The sequence below is a fragment of the Klebsiella aerogenes KCTC 2190 genome, assembly GCF_000215745.1.
In the GTDB taxonomy this organism is placed as follows: domain Bacteria; phylum Pseudomonadota; class Gammaproteobacteria; order Enterobacterales; family Enterobacteriaceae; genus Klebsiella; species Klebsiella aerogenes.
On record NC_015663.1, the window covers coordinates 1,497,067 to 1,514,140 of the forward strand.

Consider the following 17,074-nt stretch of genomic DNA (forward strand, 5'->3'; position numbering starts at 1 on the left):
AACGATCAGGGCTTGATGGTACGCATGATCGGGTTTTGCAGCACGATCAGGGTTTCAGTGGACTGAATTTCATCGATTGTTTGGATCTTGTTGATAAGTACCTGCTGCAGGGCATCGATGGATTTACACATCACCTTAATAAAGATGCTGTAGTGGCCGGTGGTGTAGTAAGCCTCGGTCACCTCCTCCAGGCTCTCCAGCCGGGCGAGAGCGGAAGGATAGTCTTTGGCGCTCTTAAGAATAATGCCGATGAAGCAGCCGACGTCATAACCGAGCTGTTTCGGGCTGACGTCGATTCGCGCCCCCGTAATTATGCCCGCCTGTTTCATTTTCTCTACGCGTACGTGAATCGTACCTGGACTCACGCCGAACTGTTTGGCCAGTTCGGCGTAAGCGGTGCGCGCATTCGCCATTAGGGCATCAAGAATGCCGCGGTCCAGATTGTCGATCTGATAATTTTCCATTGTTTTTTCTTATGATGTTTGATGATTCTTTCTATTTTAGCTTTTTAATTTAATGAATCAAAACTCAAGGCGTCTTTTTATTGATTGATTATTGAATTCAGTGCCATTTCTGTTGCTTAATCAATATCAACAGGACGCAGGAGTAATAAAAAATGAAAACCGCATACATCGCAAAACAACGCCAGATTAGTTTCGTTAAATCCCATTTTTCCCGTCAGCTGGAAGAGAAGCTTGGCCTGATTGAAGTGCAGGCGCCGATCTTAAGCCGCGTAGGAGATGGGACGCAGGACAACTTGTCCGGCTGCGAGAAAGCGGTTCAGGTAAAAGTGAAAACACTGCCAGACGCCCAATTCGAAGTGGTTCATTCACTGGCGAAGTGGAAGCGTCAAACCCTGGGACAACACGACTTCAGCGCGGGCGAAGGGCTGTACACGCACATGAAGGCCCTTCGCCCCGATGAAGACCGCCTCACCCCAATTCACTCCGTTTACGTTGACCAGTGGGACTGGGAACGCGTCATGGGCGACGGCGAACGCCATACTGGCACGTTGAAAGCGACGGTTGAGGCGATCTACGCCGGGATCAAAGCCACCGAGCTGGCGGTAAGTCAGGAATTTGGTCTGACGCCATTCCTGCCGGAACAGATCCACTTTATTCACAGTCAGGAGCTGCTGAGCCGTTATCCGGGTCTGGATGCCAAAGGCCGCGAGCGGGCGATCGCTAAAGAGCTTGGCGCCGTCTTCTTAATCGGTATCGGCGGTAAACTGTCTGACGGCAAGCGCCACGATGTTCGCGCGCCGGATTACGATGACTGGAGCTCGCCATCGGCGGAAGGTTTTGCCGGCCTGAACGGCGATATCCTGGTGTGGAACCCGGTGCTGGAAGACGCTTTTGAGCTTTCCTCTATGGGGATCCGCGTTGACGCCGAGGCGCTGAAGCGCCAGTTGGCGGTGACCGGCGATGAAGACCGTCTGCAGCTTGAATGGCACCAGGCGCTGCTGCGCGGCGAGATGCCGCAGACCATTGGCGGCGGTATTGGCCAGTCGCGTTTAACCATGCTGTTGCTACAGCTTGACCATATCGGCCAGGTACAGTGCGGCGTATGGCCCACGCAGGTGCGTGAAAGCGTCGCCGCTCTGTTGTAAAGATTAACGCCGCCAGCGACGCAGCAGGCGGCTACGCAATCCGGTATCAAAGCGCCAGATATGATCGAAGATGCGCATGATGCCGGGTTTGCCGTGTACCGACATCGCCACCGCGTGAAAACGGTGCTGATGTTTGTGCTGCAACTCCCCCACCTTATTGACCACCTCATCCGGCAACCGCTGGGCGATAAAATCGGAAATCACCACCGCATCGGCATCGACCCATTGCGGGCTTTGCAAACGTTCAACGATCGCGCGAAAACAGCTGGCCAGATCGGTGCCGCCGCGAAAACGCTGGCTTAAAAAACGGATCGCCTGTTCAAGCCCCTGCGGGCCGGTTAGCTCGTAGTGCACCACTTCGCTGGAGAACAGCATGATGTAGCAGCGACGGTTATCCGCCAGCGCGACGCGCATCAGCGCCAGACAAAAGGCTTTAGCGCATTGCTCGTTAAAGCCGCCCATCGAACCTGAGGTATCTACGCAGACAATAAATGGCCCCCGCGGCTGCTCATCAAAATCCTGCCGGGTTACCGGGCGTTCGGTTATTTTCTCCCGCCATGCGTCGCCGTGCAGGCGATAGGTTAACAACTGTTTTTCCACCAGCTTACGGTAGAACTCGAACTCGAGTTCGGTGATGCCGAGCGTTGCCAACTCTGGCGGCAACAGACGTAGAATATCGTCGCTTTGCTGCAGGCCATCGACCTGCTCTGGTACCGTTGCCGGTTCACGAACCATCGCGCGGAAGGTCTCCATCGGCGCATCTTTCTTCGGCACCAGTTTGGCTTCCCGCGATCTGCCCAACTGCTCAGCCAGTTGCATCAGTTCCGGTTGTTGGCTGAGAAAATCGCCATAGCGCACGATCAGCTGATAATCGCCACGTTTAAGCTCGCCGGCGCTCATATCCCACAGGCGGCCAGCGGCGTTGTCGTTTTCCACCAGCACCGGCTCTAGCTGCCCGCTGAGCGTCATTCGTTCCTGCACCTCGCTGAGCAGTTGATCGCGCTCATCGTCTAATAGGTGCTGGTTGAGGGTGGTGGTCTGTACCACGAGGCTTAAGCGCCAGCGTTGTAAGAACAGAGTATGTAGCGCTGGGGTGAAGGTCGCGTTATCGTCCACCAGCTGCTGCGCCTGAGCGGCAAAGGGTGACTGTAGCTTATGCAGCTTGCCGAGGATCTGCGGCAGTTGCACAATAAATTGCGACGTTGAAAGCAGCTGAGCCTGCTGATAGATCTGCACTTCGGCGTCCAGTTCGGGAGGGATTTGCGTCTCTTTGAGCCGGGCGCGAACCGCTTCTCGCCAGCGCGGAATATCGGCGGCGATGATATTTTTCAGCCGCGGAAATTTTTCAAAGAACACCGCCAGTTGAGGAGAGGCCAGCAGCGCCAGCAGCATCTCCTCGATCATCCCTTCTTCGCTGACCGCCAGCATGACATTCAGCATGTCGAGCGTCATGGCTGGCGCGCCTGTTTAATTTGCGCGCCGACGTCCTGCAGGCTGGCTTCGATACGCCCCAGCCAGTCGCCGGGAATAAACAGGCATTTTTGCTGTTCGCTAAAGCGGTTATGTTGCTGGTGCCACTCGTCATCCAGCGCTTCCAGCTGCTGGCTGATCTCGGCTGGCATATTTTCCTGAGATTCGCTGCCTGGCAGCGACAGGCGTGAGCCTTGCAGGCTGACGTCGCGCACCACCAGGTGCTGGCTGGCATCGACATCCATCGTCAATGGCTGGGCAAAACCGATGCCGTTGAGCTTGCCGCGGATCTCGCCGCCTTTTTCCAGCCAGTTGACCAGCGCTTCGCGTTCGAAGGCGATATGAATGACTTCGAGATCGTGCAATTTCAGCGGTTGCTGGAGAAGCAGCGTCAACGTCTCGCCTTCAATTCCGTCCGGCAGTTCATAATGCGGCTTACGGCTGAACATGCCGCCCACGCGCGTGACTTTAAGCGCGGTTTTATCGCTGTGCTGCTGCTGGATTTGGATGCGGCGTTGGATGATAGCGCCCAGTTTAGTCAGCATCGCCTGCTGGCCCCAGGCATGGCTGGTCATCAGGGATTCCAACTGCTGAGACATCAGATTCATGCTTTCGATGTTATGCCACAGGCAATCTTTCAACAGGATCAGGTCGATAGGGGCGATGGCGTCGCGGCCGCTAAAGAAGGCGCTGGCCTGCAGCAGACGGATGGCTTTTTTCCAGCGGCGATCGGAAACGTAAGGCGCATTAGGCAAGTCATCTAATTGTTGGCGCAGTTGGAAAACCAGCTCGAAGACATTGTCCGGCAACTTCACGGTACCAATGTCATGCTGCCACTGGGTGAACTCTTCGGTGCTGATTTGCAGGTTTTCGGGAACCGGATTGCTGTTTTCATCCTGTTGGCTCACCAGCATCGAGCGGAAGTTAGTTTTATCTTGTACTTTATCCAGCCACAGGCGGATCAGCATGCGGTCATATAAGGCTTCGAGGCTGTTATCCGCTTCGGGAAGTTCGTTCGACGCCGCAACCAGCAGGCGCATCGGGATTTTCTCTTCATGGGCGCCGTTGCGGAAGTGGCGTTCGTTGATGGCCGTCAGCAGGGTATTAAGGATAGCCGGGCCGGCTTTCCAGATTTCATCCAGGAAGACGATTTCCGCCTCTGGCAGATAGCCTGCCGTTAAACGCTCATAGCGCCCTTCATCTTTGAGCGCCTGAATCGACAGCGGGCCGAAAACTTCTTCCGGGGTGGAGAAGCGGGTCATCAGATATTCGAAAGCGCGCGCTTGCTTGAAAGCGAACTTAAGCCGGCGGGCTATGAGGCTTTTCGCGATGCCGGGTGGACCCAGCAGGAATACGCTCTCGCCGCTGAGCGCAGCCAGCAGGCACAGACGTATTGCGTGGCTGCGTTCAAAGAGTCCTTTTTCCAGGGCGGCGCTAAGTCGGGAAATTCTTTCTGCCAGTAAATGTGATTGAGCCATAATAGAGTTGCGTGCTTTGTCGTGTGTCGTTATTGCGTCGAGTATAGATGTTTGATTAGGGGTGGTAATAGCCTGAAGAATCGATTTATTTTCTTTGAGCTAAGTTAATATGGTGTCAGTTAGGGGTACGATTCAGCAAATAATCGTGCATACTGTGCGCTTTTTGTGGGCCAAGGGACTAGGCACACATTTGTTTTATAAACGAAAAGACTAGTCTATGAGCACTGATAATAAACAATCGTTGCCGGCAATAACGCTGGCGGCAATCGGCGTGGTTTACGGCGATATCGGTACCAGTCCACTGTATACTCTTCGCGAATGTCTGTCAGGCCAGTTTGGCTTTGGCGTTGAACGCGATGCGGTGTTTGGCTTTCTGTCGCTGATTTTCTGGCTGTTGATCTTTACCGTATCAATTAAATACATCACCTTCGTGATGCGGGCGGATAACGCCGGCGAGGGCGGGATCTTAACGCTGATGTCGCTGGCGGGGCGTAACACCTCGGCAAAGATGACCTCCGTGTTGGTGATCCTCGGCCTGATTGGCGGTAGCTTCTTCTATGGTGAAGTAGTAATAACCCCGGCAATATCGGTGATGTCGGCGATAGAGGGGTTGGAAATTATCGCCCCACAGCTGGATACCTGGATTGTCCCCATCTCCATTATTGTGCTGACCCTGCTATTTGCTATTCAAAAACATGGTACCGGGATGGTCGGCAAGCTGTTCGCGCCAATTATGCTGATCTGGTTCCTGTTGCTGGCGGTGCTTGGCGCGCGCAGTATCCTCGATAACCCGGAAGTTCTGCAGGCGCTGAACCCTTACTGGGCAGTACATTTCTTCCTGCAGTACAAAACGGTATCCTTTATTGCGCTTGGCGCGGTGGTGCTGTCGATTACCGGTGTGGAAGCGCTGTATGCCGATATGGGCCACTTCGGCAAACTACCGATTCGCGTGGCGTGGTTCTCGGTGGTGCTGCCATCACTGGTGCTTAACTATTTTGGCCAGGGCGCGCTGCTGCTGAAGCACCCGGAAGCCATTAAAAACCCGTTCTTTCTGCTGGCGCCGGAATGGGCGCTGATCCCGATGCTGATTATCGCGACCCTGGCGACGGTTATCGCCTCGCAGGCGGTGATTTCCGGGGTCTTCTCGCTGACTCGCCAGGCCGTGCGTCTGGGCTATCTGTCACCAATGCGCATTATCCATACTTCGGAAATGGAGTCCGGGCAGATTTACATCCCGTTCATTAACTGGCTGCTGTACGTTTCTGTGGTCATCGTCATTGTCAGCTTCGAGCACTCTTCTAATCTGGCGGCGGCGTACGGTATTGCGGTAACGGGCACCATGGTGTTGACCTCCATTCTTTCGGCGACCGTGGCGCGCAAAAACTGGCACTGGAATAAGCTGTTTGTCGGCCTGATGCTGGTGGCCTTCCTGTGTATCGATATTCCGCTGTTCTCGGCGAACCTCGATAAAATCGTCTCCGGCGGCTGGTTGCCGTTATCGCTGGGCCTGGTGATGTTTACGGTGATGACCACCTGGAAGAGCGAGCGTTTCCGCCTGCTGCGCCGGATGCACGAGCATGGCAACTCGCTGGAAGCGATGATCTCCTCGCTGGAGAAATCGCCGCCGGTGCGCGTACCGGGTACCGCGGTCTATATGTCTCGCGCCCTGAACGTGATCCCTTTTGCTCTGCTGCATAACCTGAAACACAACAAGGTGCTGCATGAACGCGTGATTCTGCTGACTCTGCGTACCGAAGATGCCCCGTATGTGCATAACGTTCGCCGCGTGCAGATTGAGCAACTGTCGCCGTCGTTCTGGCGCGTCGTGGCAAGCTATGGCTGGCGTGAAACGCCGAACGTCGAAGAGGTGTTCCATCGCTGCGGCCTGGAAGGGTTGAGCTGTCGAATGATGGAAACGTCGTTCTTTATGTCCCACGAGTCGCTGATTATTGGCAAACGGCCATGGTATCTGCGCCTGCGTGGCAAGCTGTATCTGCTGCTGCAGCGTAACGCCTTGCGCGCGCCGGATCAGTTTGAAATCCCGCCCAACCGGGTTATTGAGCTCGGTACGCAGGTGGAAATCTGATGTCAAAAAGCCCTTCAATAACGAAGGGCTTTTTTGTCTCTCACATCTTGATGTAACTTCTTGTCCCCGCGTTGCGAAACGTTTCGATGGCGATCACATTTCTCTCTTCTGCCGGTGGTTTTCTGTTCGCTGATTGACAATACTTAGGGCAGCGAAACGTTTCGCTAGTGGAGCAAAAGAGACAAAATGAAAAAAGGCACCGTACTTAACGCTGATATTTCTTCCGTTATCTCCCGCCTCGGTCATACCGATACGCTGGTTGTTTGCGACGCCGGATTGCCGGTTCCCCGCAGCAGCGCGCGCATTGATATGGCGCTTACTCAGGGCGTACCTTCTTTTATGCAGGTACTGGAAGTCGTAACGGCGGAAATGCAGGTTGAGGCGGCGGTCATCGCGGAAGAGATTAAAACCCATAATCCGCAACTCCACGCGACGTTGCTCAATCATCTTGAGCAGCTGCAGCAGCACCAGGGAAATACGATTGAAATTCGTTACACCAGTCATGAGCAGTTCAAAAAACAAACCGCAGATAGTCAGGCGGTAATTCGCAGCGGGGAGTGTTCCCCGTATGCGAATATTATTCTCTGTGCCGGCGTCACTTTCTGAGGTCGCCGTCATGGAAGCTTTATTACAGCTGAAAGGGATCGATAAAGCGTTCCCTGGCGTCAAAGCGCTCTCCGGCGCGGCGCTGAATGTCTATGCCGGCCGGGTGATGGCGCTGGTAGGGGAAAATGGCGCCGGTAAATCTACAATGATGAAGGTACTGACCGGTATCTATACCCGTGATGCCGGTTCTTTGCTGTGGTTAGGTAAAGAAACGACCTTTAACGGCCCAAAATCCTCACAGGAAGCCGGTATCGGCATTATTCACCAGGAACTCAACCTGATCCCGCAATTAACGATTGCCGAGAACATCTTCCTCGGCCGCGAGTTCGTGAACCGCTTTGGCAAAATCGACTGGAAAAAGATGTATGCCGAAGCGGACAAGCTGCTGGCGAAGCTGAATTTACGCTTTAACAGCCAGAAGCTGGTGGGCGATCTGTCGATTGGCGATCAGCAAATGGTGGAAATCGCTAAAGTGCTGAGCTTCGAATCGAAGGTCATCATTATGGATGAGCCTACAGATGCCCTGACCGATACCGAGACCGAATCGCTGTTCCGCGTCATCCGCGAATTGAAGTCGCAGGGGCGCGGTATCGTCTATATCTCCCACCGCATGAAAGAGATCTTCGAAATCTGCGATGACGTCACCGTATTTCGCGACGGGCAATTTATTGCCGAGCGCGAAGTGGCTTCGCTGGATGAGGATCGACTGATCGAGATGATGGTTGGCCGTAAGCTGGAAGATCAATATCCGCATCTCGATAAGGCGCCGGGCGCGGTACGTCTGAAGGTCGATAATCTCTGCGGCTCCGGTGTGGAAAACGTGACGTTTACCCTGCGTCAGGGCGAAATCCTCGGCGTCGCCGGGCTGATGGGCGCCGGGCGTACTGAACTGATGAAAGTGCTGTACGGCGCGCTGCCGCGTAGCAGCGGTTCCGTGACGCTGGATGGCCATGAAGTCGTCACCCGTTCGCCGCAGGATGGCCTGGCGAACGGCATTGTCTATATCTCCGAAGACCGTAAGCGTGATGGCCTGGTGCTCGGAATGTCGGTCAAAGAAAACATGTCATTGACCGCGCTACGCTACTTCAGCCGGGCGGGCGGCAGCCTTAAGCATAAAGATGAACAGCAGGCGGTCAGTGATTTCATTCGGCTGTTTAATGTGAAGACGCCTTCAATGGAGCAGGCAATCGGCCTGCTTTCCGGCGGTAACCAGCAAAAAGTCGCTATCGCTCGCGGGCTGATGACCCGGCCGAAAGTGCTGATCCTCGATGAACCGACCCGTGGCGTCGACGTTGGGGCGAAGAAAGAAATCTACCAACTGATTAACCAGTTTAAAGCCGATGGCCTGAGCATCATTCTCGTCTCTTCGGAGATGCCGGAAGTGCTGGGCATGAGCGATCGCATCATTGTGATGCATGAAGGGCATCTCGGCGGTGAATTCACACGCGAGCAGGCCACCCAGGAAGTATTGATGGCTGCCGCTGTGGGCAAGCTTAACCGTGTGAATCAGGAGTAAAAAAGATGACTACCCAGGCTGTTACTGGTCGCCGCTATTTCACTAAAGCGTGGCTGATGGAGCAAAAATCGCTGATCGCCCTGCTGGTGCTGATCGCGATCGTTTCGACCATGAGCCCCAACTTTTTTACCGTCAATAACCTGTTCAATATTCTGCAGCAGACTTCCGTTAACGCCATCATGGCGGTCGGGATGACGCTGGTCATTCTGACATCGGGGATCGATCTGTCCGTCGGTTCTCTGTTGGCGTTGACCGGCGCCGTCGCGGCGTCTATCGTCGGTATCGAAGTGAATGCGCTGGTGGCCGTTGCCGCCGCTCTGGCGCTCGGTGCGGCTATTGGCGCGGTGACCGGGGTGATTGTCGCGAAAGGGCGTGTGCAGGCGTTTATCGCCACTTTGGTAATGATGCTGCTGCTGCGCGGCGTGACGATGGTTTACACCAACGGCAGCCCGATCAACACCGGCTTTAGCGATAACGCCGATCTGTTCGGCTGGTTCGGTATCGGACGCCCGCTGGGGATCCCTACGCCGGTATGGATTATGGCGATTGTCTTCCTGGCGGCCTGGTACATGCTGCACCATACTCGCCTGGGTCGTTATATTTATGCCCTGGGCGGTAATGAAGCGGCGACGCGGCTTTCCGGCATCAGCGTAAATAGAGTGAAAATCATCGTCTATGCGTTATGCGGAATGTTGGCTTCACTGGCCGGGATCATCGAAGTGGCGCGTCTTTCCTCTGCGCAGCCGACGGCGGGGACGGGCTATGAATTAGACGCGATCGCAGCGGTCGTACTTGGCGGCACTAGCCTGGCCGGTGGTAAAGGTCGTATCGTCGGCACGCTGATTGGCGCGCTGATCCTTGGCTTCCTGAATAATGGTCTGAACCTTTTAGGCGTTTCTTCCTATTACCAGATGATCGTCAAAGCGGTGGTGATTTTGCTGGCGGTACTGGTAGATAACAAAAAGCAGTAACTGAGAACTCTACAGGACATCTTAACTATGAATATGAAAAAACTGGCGACCCTGGTCTCTGCTGTTGCTCTAAGCGCGACCGTTAGCGCAAACGCGATGGCGAAAGATACCATCGCACTGGTTATCTCTACCCTGAATAACCCGTTCTTCGTTTCTCTGAAAGACGGCGCGCAGAAAGAAGCCGATAAGCTGGGTTACAACCTGGTGGTGCTGGATTCTCAGAATAACCCGGCAAAAGAGCTGGCGAACGTACAGGACTTAACGGTGCGTGGCGCTAAGCTGCTGCTGATTAACCCAACCGACTCCGATGCTGTCGGCAATGCGGTGAAGATGGCGAACCAGGCTAAAATCCCGGTCATTACCCTTGACCGCCAGGCTTCTAAAGGTGATGTGGTGAGCCATATTGCTTCCGATAACGTGCTGGGCGGTAAAATGGCCGGCGACTATATCGCGAAGAAAGTCGGCGAAAGCGCGAAAGTGATTGAGCTGCAAGGTATTGCTGGTACCTCTGCGGCGCGCGAGCGTGGCGAAGGTTTCAAACAGGCCGTGGCGGCGCATAAGTTCAACGTACTGGCCAGCCAGCCCGCTGACTTCGACCGTACTAAAGGTCTGAACGTGATGCAGAACCTGCTGACGGCGCATCCGGACGTGCAGGCGGTGTTTGCGCAGAACGACGAAATGGCGCTGGGCGCGCTGCGTGCGCTGCAGACTGCAGGAAAATCTGATGTGATGGTGGTTGGATTTGACGGTACTCCGGATGGCGAAAAAGCAGTAAATAGTGGCAAACTGGCAGCGACTATCGCCCAGTTGCCGGAGCAGATCGGCGTTAAAGGCGTCGAAACCGCTGATAAAGTGCTGAAGGGCGAAAAAGTGGATGCCAGCTATCCGGTTGAGCTGAAACTGGTCATTAAGCAGTAAAATGCGATTCGGGCCGGCAACGGCCCGAGGGACAACATAAAAAGAAAAGCAGGGCATGCGCCACCGGAGTCCGGTGGCGCGCTTTCCCGGGAATAAAGATGATGAAAACCGCAGGCAAACTTGTCGTCCTTGGCAGCATCAATGCCGATCACATTCTTAACCTTGAATCCTTCCCTACTCCAGGTGAGACCGTCACCGGAAACCACTATCAGGTCGCGTTCGGCGGTAAAGGCGCTAACCAGGCGGTGGCTGCCGGGCGTAGCGGCGCGGATATTGCCTTCATCGCCTGTACCGGCGATGACGACATTGGCGAACGCGTCCGCCGCCAGCTCGCGAGCGATAACATCGACGTGGCGCCGGTGCGTACCGTTGCTGGCGAATCTACTGGCGTCGCGTTAATTTTCGTTAACGCGGAAGGTGAGAATGTCATCGGTATTCATGCCGGCGCTAATGCAGCGCTATCGGTTTCTCAGGTAGAGGCGGAGAAAGAACGTATCGCCAACGCGCAGGCATTGTTAATGCAGCTGGAGTCGCCGCTGGAGAGCGTGATGGCTGCCGCGAAAATCGCTCATCAGCATCAGACGACGGTGGTACTCAATCCCGCACCGGCGCGTGAACTTTCGGATGAGCTATTGGCGCTGGTGGATGTTATTACGCCGAATGAAACCGAAGCGGAAAAGCTGACCGGTATTCGCGTTGAGAGCGACGACGATGCCGCGAAAGCCGCCAGTGCGCTTCATGCGAAGGGAATTGGTACGGTGATGATTACTCTCGGCAGCCGCGGCGTTTGGTTAAGCTGCGAGGGCGAAAGCCGCCGGGTTCCAGGATTTAAAGTTCAGGCCATCGATACGATTGCCGCTGGCGACACTTTTAATGGCGCATTTGTCACCGCGCTGCTGGAAGGCCGTGAAGTGTCAGACGCCATCCGTTTTGCCCATGCCGCCGCCGCGATTGCCGTCACCCGTAAGGGGGCGCAACCGTCTGTGCCGTGGCGCAAAGAGATCGACGAATTCTTGCGTCAACAGGGGTAATGCTTGGCTACCATGAAGGATGTGGCCCGCGTCGCGGGCGTTTCCACCTCGACCGTTTCTCACGTCATTAATAAAGACCGCTTTGTCAGCGAGGCGATTACCGCCAAAGTTGATGCGGCGATCAAAAGTCTTAACTACGCGCCTTCGGCGCTGGCGCGCAGCCTCAAGTTAAATCAGACGCGAACCATCGGCATGCTGATCACCGCCAGTACTAACCCGTTCTATTCGGAGCTGGTGCGCGGCGTGGAACGCAGCTGTTTCGAGCGCGGCTACAGCCTGGTGCTATGTAATACCGAAGGCGATGAGCAGCGGATGAACCGCAATCTGGAAACGCTGATGCAAAAACGCGTCGATGGTCTGCTGCTGCTGTGCACCGAAACGCATCAACCTTCCCAGGAGATCATGCAGCGTTATCCGTCGGTGCCGACGGTGATGATGGATTGGGCGCCGTTCGACGGCGACAGCGATCTGATTCAGGATAATTCGTTGCTTGGTGGCGATATGGCGACCCAGTATCTGATCGATCGCGGTCATACCCGTATTGCCTGCATTGCCGGGCCGCTGGATAAAACGCCGTCGCGACTGCGGCTGGAGGGCTATCATGCGGCGATGGCGCGCGCCGGGCTGGATGTCGCCGAAGGTTATGTCATTACCAGCGATTTTGAATTTGGCGGCGGTTTTACTGCGATGCAGCAACTGCTGGCGTTAACGCCACGGCCGCAGGCGGTCTTTGTCGGTAATGATGCGATGGCGGTCGGCGCGTATCAGGCGCTGTATCAGTCCGGGTTGCATATTCCGCAGGATATGGCGCTGGTGGGGTATGACGATATTGAACTGGCGCGCTATATGACCCCGCCGCTCACCACCATTCATCAACCTAAAGATGAACTGGGAGAGCTCGCTATCGATGTGCTGATTCACCGCATGGCGGATCCCGGGCAAAAACAGCAGCGCGTGCAGCTCACTCCAGAGCTGGTGATTCGCGGTTCAGCTTAGTGCTTGTGCCGCTCCGTTATCAGGTTGCGGCCATCTTTGGCTCTGAGCAGCATAAACATCAACGCTGACACCACGGTGATCGCACCCATCGTGATAAAGGTATAGTGGAATTGTTCGATGGTACTGGCGTTATCAAACCCTTCATAAAAACGCAGAACCGCCGCGCTAATGGCTACGCCAAGGCTAATCGACAGCTGCTGGGTTACCGCGAGCAGGCTGTTGCCGCTACTGGCATTGTCATCGGTTAAATCAGCAAGCGTAATGGTGTTCATCGAGGTGAACTGCGTGGACATCGCCATCCCCAGTACAAATAGCGGCAGTAGTAGCAGCCACAGCGGCATTCCCGGCGACTGCAGCGCAAACTGCGCGATCATCAAACCAATAAAGATGGTGACTCCCACCAACGTTTTGCGATAACCAAACCAGCGCAGGATCTGCGTGACGGTCGACTTGGCGATTATCGAGCCGATGGCCGTCGGCGCAATCATGCAGCCGGCGATAATGGCCGGGTAGCCGAAACCGACTTGTAGCATCAGCGGCATCAGGAACGGCACGCAGCCGGTACCTAACCGTGTCGCCAGGTTACCGGCGATCCCGACAGAGAAGGTATGGGTCTTAAATAGAGAGAGCGAAATCAGCGGAGTGGGATGGCGACGAGCATGCCGAATATAGGCCAGCATGAGCACGACGCTCAGGGCGATGACGGCCAGCGCTATCCAGCTGGCGACGATTTTCTCGCCAAAGAGCTCAATACCGCTGGAGAACAGCACCAGGCTTAAACCAAAAAGCACAAAACCGCTGGTGTCGAAACGACGGCGGGGCGTGGTGAAGTCCGGCATATATTTGCGGGCGTAGAGAATGCCGATGATGCCAATCGGGATGTTAATCAAGAAAATCCAGTGCCAACTGGCCCAGGTGACTAACACGCCGCCGAGTACAGGGCCGAGGATGGGGCCGACCAGTCCGGGCATGGTAACGAAGTTGAGTACCGGCAGCAGTTCGCTACGCGGATAGGCGCGTAACAGCGCCAGGCGCGCAACCGGCATCATCATTGCGCCGCCGATCCCCTGGATGACGCGGAAGACAACCAATTCGGGAAGCGAAGTGGAAAGCGCGCAGGCGAGGGAGCCCAGGGTAAACAGGCTAACGGCAACGATAAAGACCTTGCGGGTGCCAAAGCGATCGGCCAACCAGCCGCTCACCGGAATCAGCATCGCTACCGTCAGGGTGTAGCTGATAATGGCGGATTGCATCGCCAGCGGGGAGTGACCGAGGCTATGCGCAATCGCGGGAAGCGCGGTATTAAGAATAGTGGCGTCCAGCGCCTGCATAAAGAAAGCCATGGCCGCAATCCATGGCAGTCCGGCCATACTCAGCCCTTTCTTCCCGGTCATGCCATTTCCTTCTTTATTTACCTGTGTGGTTTGGGGTGTTCAATAATGTCTGGCAGGCAAGCTGCGCGCGTGGACCGTCGCTTTCCTGAATGGCGTCAACAATAGCCTGGTGTAGATCGAGTTTAACGACTTCATTTTGCGTAATCGAGGTGAAATAGGTCTGATATACCGAATGGAATAACGACGCGAAAGAGGTGAGAAACGGGTTGCCGCTCATCGCATAAATATGTTCATGCCAGGCCATATCGACTTCAATCCAGCGTTCGCGGATAAAATGTCTTTTCAGCTCGATCATTTCTTCCATTAGCGTATTGAGCTGCGCTTTCTGCTCGGAGGTGCCGTTTATCGCCGCCAGAAAACAGGCCTGAGGCTCCAGGCTGCTACGCATCACCAGAAAATGGCTAACCACCTCGGCAAAATTATCTTCCGTCAGCCACCAGGCAAGCAGCTCTTTATCCAGAAAGTTCCAGCTGCTGCGTGCCAGAACGCGAGTTCCGATACGCGGGCGCGGAAGCAGCATGCCTTTAGCTGCCAGCGTTTTTACCGCTTCTCGTACTGCCGTCCGGCTCACGCCAAACTGTTCGCCCAGTTCCATTTCACCAGGAAGAATGCTCTCTGGCGGATATTCGCCGGTGAGAATTTTTTGGGCGATCTTCTCCGCGATGACCCAGGAGATGTTTTTTTGTGCCGCCAGCTGCTGTGCGCTTATAGACATAAATGCCGTTCCTTTCTCTTTTCTACTTCATCAGTATGCCACCTGGCGGCTTGTTTCGGTGGTTAAAACAGCAAAAGGGCGATTTTTTACGGTTTTGACACCGCCTTTGGTGAAAAAAGAGACGGTTGAAAAGTTTTTTGAAAACAGGGCTTGTCAACGTCTCAGAACTCCCTATAATGCGCCTCCACTGACACGGAACAACGGCAAGCAAGCCGCCGGGTCAGCAGGGTTTCAGCGGTAAATAACAACGCTGAAAACCGACAGAGAAAAGTGAAAATAAACGCTTGACTCTGAATGAGGAAAACGTAATATACGTGACCTCGCAACGGTGAGCTGAAAGCCGCGTTGCAACTGCTCTTTAACAATTTATCAGACAATCTGTGTGGGCACTCAAAGTGACATGGATTCTTAACGTCCTCGGACGAATAAATGAATACCAAGTCTCTGAGTGAACATACGTAATTCATTACGAAGTTTAATTCACGAGCATCAAACTTAAATTGAAGAGTTTGATCATGGCTCAGATTGAACGCTGGCGGCAGGCCTAACACATGCAAGTCGAGCGGTAGCACAGAGAGCTTGCTCTCGGGTGACGAGCGGCGGACGGGTGAGTAATGTCTGGGAAACTGCCTGATGGAGGGGGATAACTACTGGAAACGGTAGCTAATACCGCATAACGTCGCAAGACCAAAGTGGGGGACCTTCGGGCCTCATGCCATCAGATGTGCCCAGATGGGATTAGCTAGTAGGTGGGGTAATGGCTCACCTAGGCGACGATCCCTAGCTGGTCTGAGAGGATGACCAGCCACACTGGAACTGAGACACGGTCCAGACTCCTACGGGAGGCAGCAGTGGGGAATATTGCACAATGGGCGCAAGCCTGATGCAGCCATGCCGCGTGTATGAAGAAGGCCTTCGGGTTGTAAAGTACTTTCAGCGAGGAGGAAGGCGTTAAGGTTAATAACCTTGGCGATTGACGTTACTCGCAGAAGAAGCACCGGCTAACTCCGTGCCAGCAGCCGCGGTAATACGGAGGGTGCAAGCGTTAATCGGAATTACTGGGCGTAAAGCGCACGCAGGCGGTCTGTCAAGTCGGATGTGAAATCCCCGGGCTCAACCTGGGAACTGCATTCGAAACTGGCAGGCTAGAGTCTTGTAGAGGGGGGTAGAATTCCAGGTGTAGCGGTGAAATGCGTAGAGATCTGGAGGAATACCGGTGGCGAAGGCGGCCCCCTGGACAAAGACTGACGCTCAGGTGCGAAAGCGTGGGGAGCAAACAGGATTAGATACCCTGGTAGTCCACGCCGTAAACGATGTCGACTTGGAGGTTGTGCCCTTGAGGCGTGGCTTCCGGAGCTAACGCGTTAAGTCGACCGCCTGGGGAGTACGGCCGCAAGGTTAAAACTCAAATGAATTGACGGGGGCCCGCACAAGCGGTGGAGCATGTGGTTTAATTCGATGCAACGCGAAGAACCTTACCTACTCTTGACATCCAGAGAACTTAGCAGAGATGCTTTGGTGCCTTCGGGAACTCTGAGACAGGTGCTGCATGGCTGTCGTCAGCTCGTGTTGTGAAATGTTGGGTTAAGTCCCGCAACGAGCGCAACCCTTATCCTTTGTTGCCAGCGGTCCGGCCGGGAACTCAAAGGAGACTGCCAGTGATAAACTGGAGGAAGGTGGGGATGACGTCAAGTCATCATGGCCCTTACGAGTAGGGCTACACACGTGCTACAATGGCATATACAAAGAGAAGCGACCTCGCGAGAGCAAGCGGACCTCATAAAGTATGTCGTAGTCCGGATTGGAGTCTGCAACTCGACTCCATGAAGTCGGAATCGCTAGTAATCGTAGATCAGAATGCTACGGTGAATACGTTCCCGGGCCTTGTACACACCGCCCGTCACACCATGGGAGTGGGTTGCAAAAGAAGTAGGTAGCTTAACCTTCGGGAGGGCGCTTACCACTTTGTGATTCATGACTGGGGTGAAGTCGTAACAAGGTAACCGTAGGGGAACCTGCGGTTGGATCACCTCCTTACCTTAAAGAACCTGCCTTTGTAGTGCTCACACAGATTGTCTGATGAAAGTAGAGAAGCAAGGCGTCTTGCGATTGAGACTTCAGTGTCCCCTTCGTCTAGAGGCCCAGGACACCGCCCTTTCACGGCGGTAACAGGGGTTCGAATCCCCTAGGGGACGCCACTTGCTGGTTCGTGAGTGAAAGACGCGTGCCGATATATCTCAAAACTCATCTTCGGGTGACGTTTGAGATATTTGCTCTTTAAAAA

13 protein-coding genes, 1 tRNA gene and 1 rRNA gene are annotated in these 17,074 nt (G+C 54.7%); 10 read left to right on the forward strand and 5 right to left on the reverse strand.

The features are described 5' to 3' along the window. Positions 1-5: 5 nt before the first annotated feature. A complete protein-coding gene (asnC, locus tag EAE_RS07300; protein ID WP_015368998.1) occupies positions 6-464 on the reverse strand; it encodes a transcriptional regulator AsnC in 459 nt (152 codons plus the stop codon). 152 nt (positions 465-616) lie between these two features. Here asnC and asnA point away from each other — a divergent pair, with 152 nt between their 5' ends. Then, the gene (asnA, locus tag EAE_RS07305) at positions 617-1,609 is read left to right on the forward strand and encodes an aspartate--ammonia ligase (protein ID WP_015368997.1); all 993 of its coding nucleotides are present in this window, start codon (positions 617-619) and stop codon (positions 1,607-1,609) included. A 3-nt stretch (positions 1,610-1,612) separates the two neighbouring features. Here the strand turns inward: asnA and viaA are convergent, their stop codons facing one another. Then, positions 1,613-3,061 carry an ATPase RavA stimulator ViaA gene (viaA, locus tag EAE_RS07310; protein ID WP_015703920.1) on the reverse strand — a complete coding sequence of 483 codons (1,449 nt, stop codon included), beginning with the start codon at positions 3,059-3,061 and terminating at the stop codon, positions 1,613-1,615. After that, the gene (ravA, locus tag EAE_RS07315; protein ID WP_015703921.1) at positions 3,058-4,557 is read right to left on the reverse strand and encodes an ATPase RavA; all 1,500 of its coding nucleotides are present in this window, start codon (positions 4,555-4,557) and stop codon (positions 3,058-3,060) included. Before ravA ends, viaA begins: the two co-directional genes overlap by 4 nt. A 217-nt stretch (positions 4,558-4,774) precedes the next feature. Here ravA and kup point away from each other — a divergent pair, with 217 nt between their 5' ends. The 7 genes from kup (at position 4,775) to rbsR (ending at position 12,681) form a co-directional block, all read left to right on the forward strand. Next, a complete protein-coding gene (gene kup, locus EAE_RS07320) occupies positions 4,775-6,643 on the forward strand; it encodes a low affinity potassium transporter Kup (protein WP_015368994.1) in 1,869 nt (622 codons plus the stop codon). Between the two features lie 186 nt (positions 6,644-6,829). Further along, positions 6,830-7,249, forward strand: coding sequence for a D-ribose pyranase (gene rbsD, locus EAE_RS07325; RefSeq protein WP_015368993.1), 420 nt, complete (start codon positions 6,830-6,832; stop codon positions 7,247-7,249). Between the two features lie 10 nt (positions 7,250-7,259). Further along, complete coding sequence (gene rbsA / locus EAE_RS07330; protein WP_015368992.1) at positions 7,260-8,765, forward strand: ribose ABC transporter ATP-binding protein RbsA; 1,506 nt, start codon at positions 7,260-7,262, stop codon at positions 8,763-8,765. A 5-nt stretch (positions 8,766-8,770) separates the two neighbouring features. Continuing rightward, positions 8,771-9,736: a ribose ABC transporter permease gene (gene rbsC, locus EAE_RS07335; protein ID WP_015368991.1), complete on the forward strand. Its 966-nt coding sequence runs from the start codon at positions 8,771-8,773 to the stop codon at positions 9,734-9,736. A 27-nt stretch (positions 9,737-9,763) separates the two neighbouring features. Further along, positions 9,764-10,654 carry a ribose ABC transporter substrate-binding protein RbsB gene (gene rbsB, locus EAE_RS07340; RefSeq protein WP_015368990.1) on the forward strand — a complete coding sequence of 297 codons (891 nt, stop codon included), beginning with the start codon at positions 9,764-9,766 and terminating at the stop codon, positions 10,652-10,654. 98 nt (positions 10,655-10,752) lie between these two features. Beyond that, positions 10,753-11,685: a ribokinase gene (gene rbsK / locus EAE_RS07345; protein ID WP_020077610.1), complete on the forward strand. Its 933-nt coding sequence runs from the start codon at positions 10,753-10,755 to the stop codon at positions 11,683-11,685. 3 nt (positions 11,686-11,688) lie between these two features. After that, positions 11,689-12,681, forward strand: coding sequence for a ribose operon transcriptional repressor RbsR (gene rbsR / locus EAE_RS07350; protein ID WP_015703923.1), 993 nt, complete (start codon positions 11,689-11,691; stop codon positions 12,679-12,681). Here rbsR and mdtD read toward each other — a convergent pair. Both mdtD and EAE_RS07360 read right to left on the reverse strand, forming a co-directional pair. Continuing rightward, positions 12,678-14,075, reverse strand: coding sequence for a multidrug transporter subunit MdtD (gene mdtD / locus EAE_RS07355; RefSeq protein WP_015368987.1), 1,398 nt, complete (start codon positions 14,073-14,075; stop codon positions 12,678-12,680). The two genes, rbsR and mdtD, sit on opposite strands and share 4 nt — an antisense overlap. A 13-nt stretch (positions 14,076-14,088) precedes the next feature. Continuing rightward, positions 14,089-14,790 carry a FadR/GntR family transcriptional regulator gene (locus EAE_RS07360; RefSeq protein ID WP_015368986.1) on the reverse strand — a complete coding sequence of 234 codons (702 nt, stop codon included), beginning with the start codon at positions 14,788-14,790 and terminating at the stop codon, positions 14,089-14,091. 497 nt (positions 14,791-15,287) lie between these two features. Here EAE_RS07360 and EAE_RS07365 point away from each other — a divergent pair. Together EAE_RS07365 and EAE_RS07370 are read left to right on the forward strand one after the other, a co-directional pair. Continuing rightward, positions 15,288-16,827 (forward strand): 16S ribosomal RNA (locus EAE_RS07365). A gap of 85 nt (positions 16,828-16,912) precedes the next feature. Next, a tRNA-Glu gene (locus EAE_RS07370) sits at positions 16,913-16,988 on the forward strand. Positions 16,989-17,074 lie beyond the last annotated feature (86 nt).

Bases quoted from the DNA above. Each gene is read 5' to 3' on its own strand.
- rbsA (WP_015368992.1), top strand. From the start codon at position 7,260: ATGGAAGCTTTATTACAGCTGAAAGGGATCGATAAAGCGTTCCCTGGC.
- rbsD (WP_015368993.1), top strand. From the start codon at position 6,830: ATGAAAAAAGGCACCGTACTTAACGCTGATATTTCTTCCGTTATCTCC.
- viaA (WP_015703920.1), bottom strand. From the start codon at position 3,061: ATGACGCTCGACATGCTGAATGTCATGCTGGCGGTCAGCGAAGAAGGG.
- asnA (WP_015368997.1), top strand. From the start codon at position 617: ATGAAAACCGCATACATCGCAAAACAACGCCAGATTAGTTTCGTTAAA.
- rbsK (WP_020077610.1), top strand. From the start codon at position 10,753: ATGATGAAAACCGCAGGCAAACTTGTCGTCCTTGGCAGCATCAATGCC.
- rbsB (WP_015368990.1), top strand. From the start codon at position 9,764: ATGAATATGAAAAAACTGGCGACCCTGGTCTCTGCTGTTGCTCTAAGC.
- ravA (WP_015703921.1), bottom strand. From the start codon at position 4,557: ATGGCTCAATCACATTTACTGGCAGAAAGAATTTCCCGACTTAGCGCC.
- rbsC (WP_015368991.1), top strand. From the start codon at position 8,771: ATGACTACCCAGGCTGTTACTGGTCGCCGCTATTTCACTAAAGCGTGG.
- kup (WP_015368994.1), top strand. From the start codon at position 4,775: ATGAGCACTGATAATAAACAATCGTTGCCGGCAATAACGCTGGCGGCA.
- asnC (WP_015368998.1), bottom strand. From the start codon at position 464: ATGGAAAATTATCAGATCGACAATCTGGACCGCGGCATTCTTGATGCC.
- mdtD (WP_015368987.1), bottom strand. From the start codon at position 14,075: ATGACCGGGAAGAAAGGGCTGAGTATGGCCGGACTGCCATGGATTGCG.
- EAE_RS07360 (WP_015368986.1), bottom strand. From the start codon at position 14,790: ATGTCTATAAGCGCACAGCAGCTGGCGGCACAAAAAAACATCTCCTGG.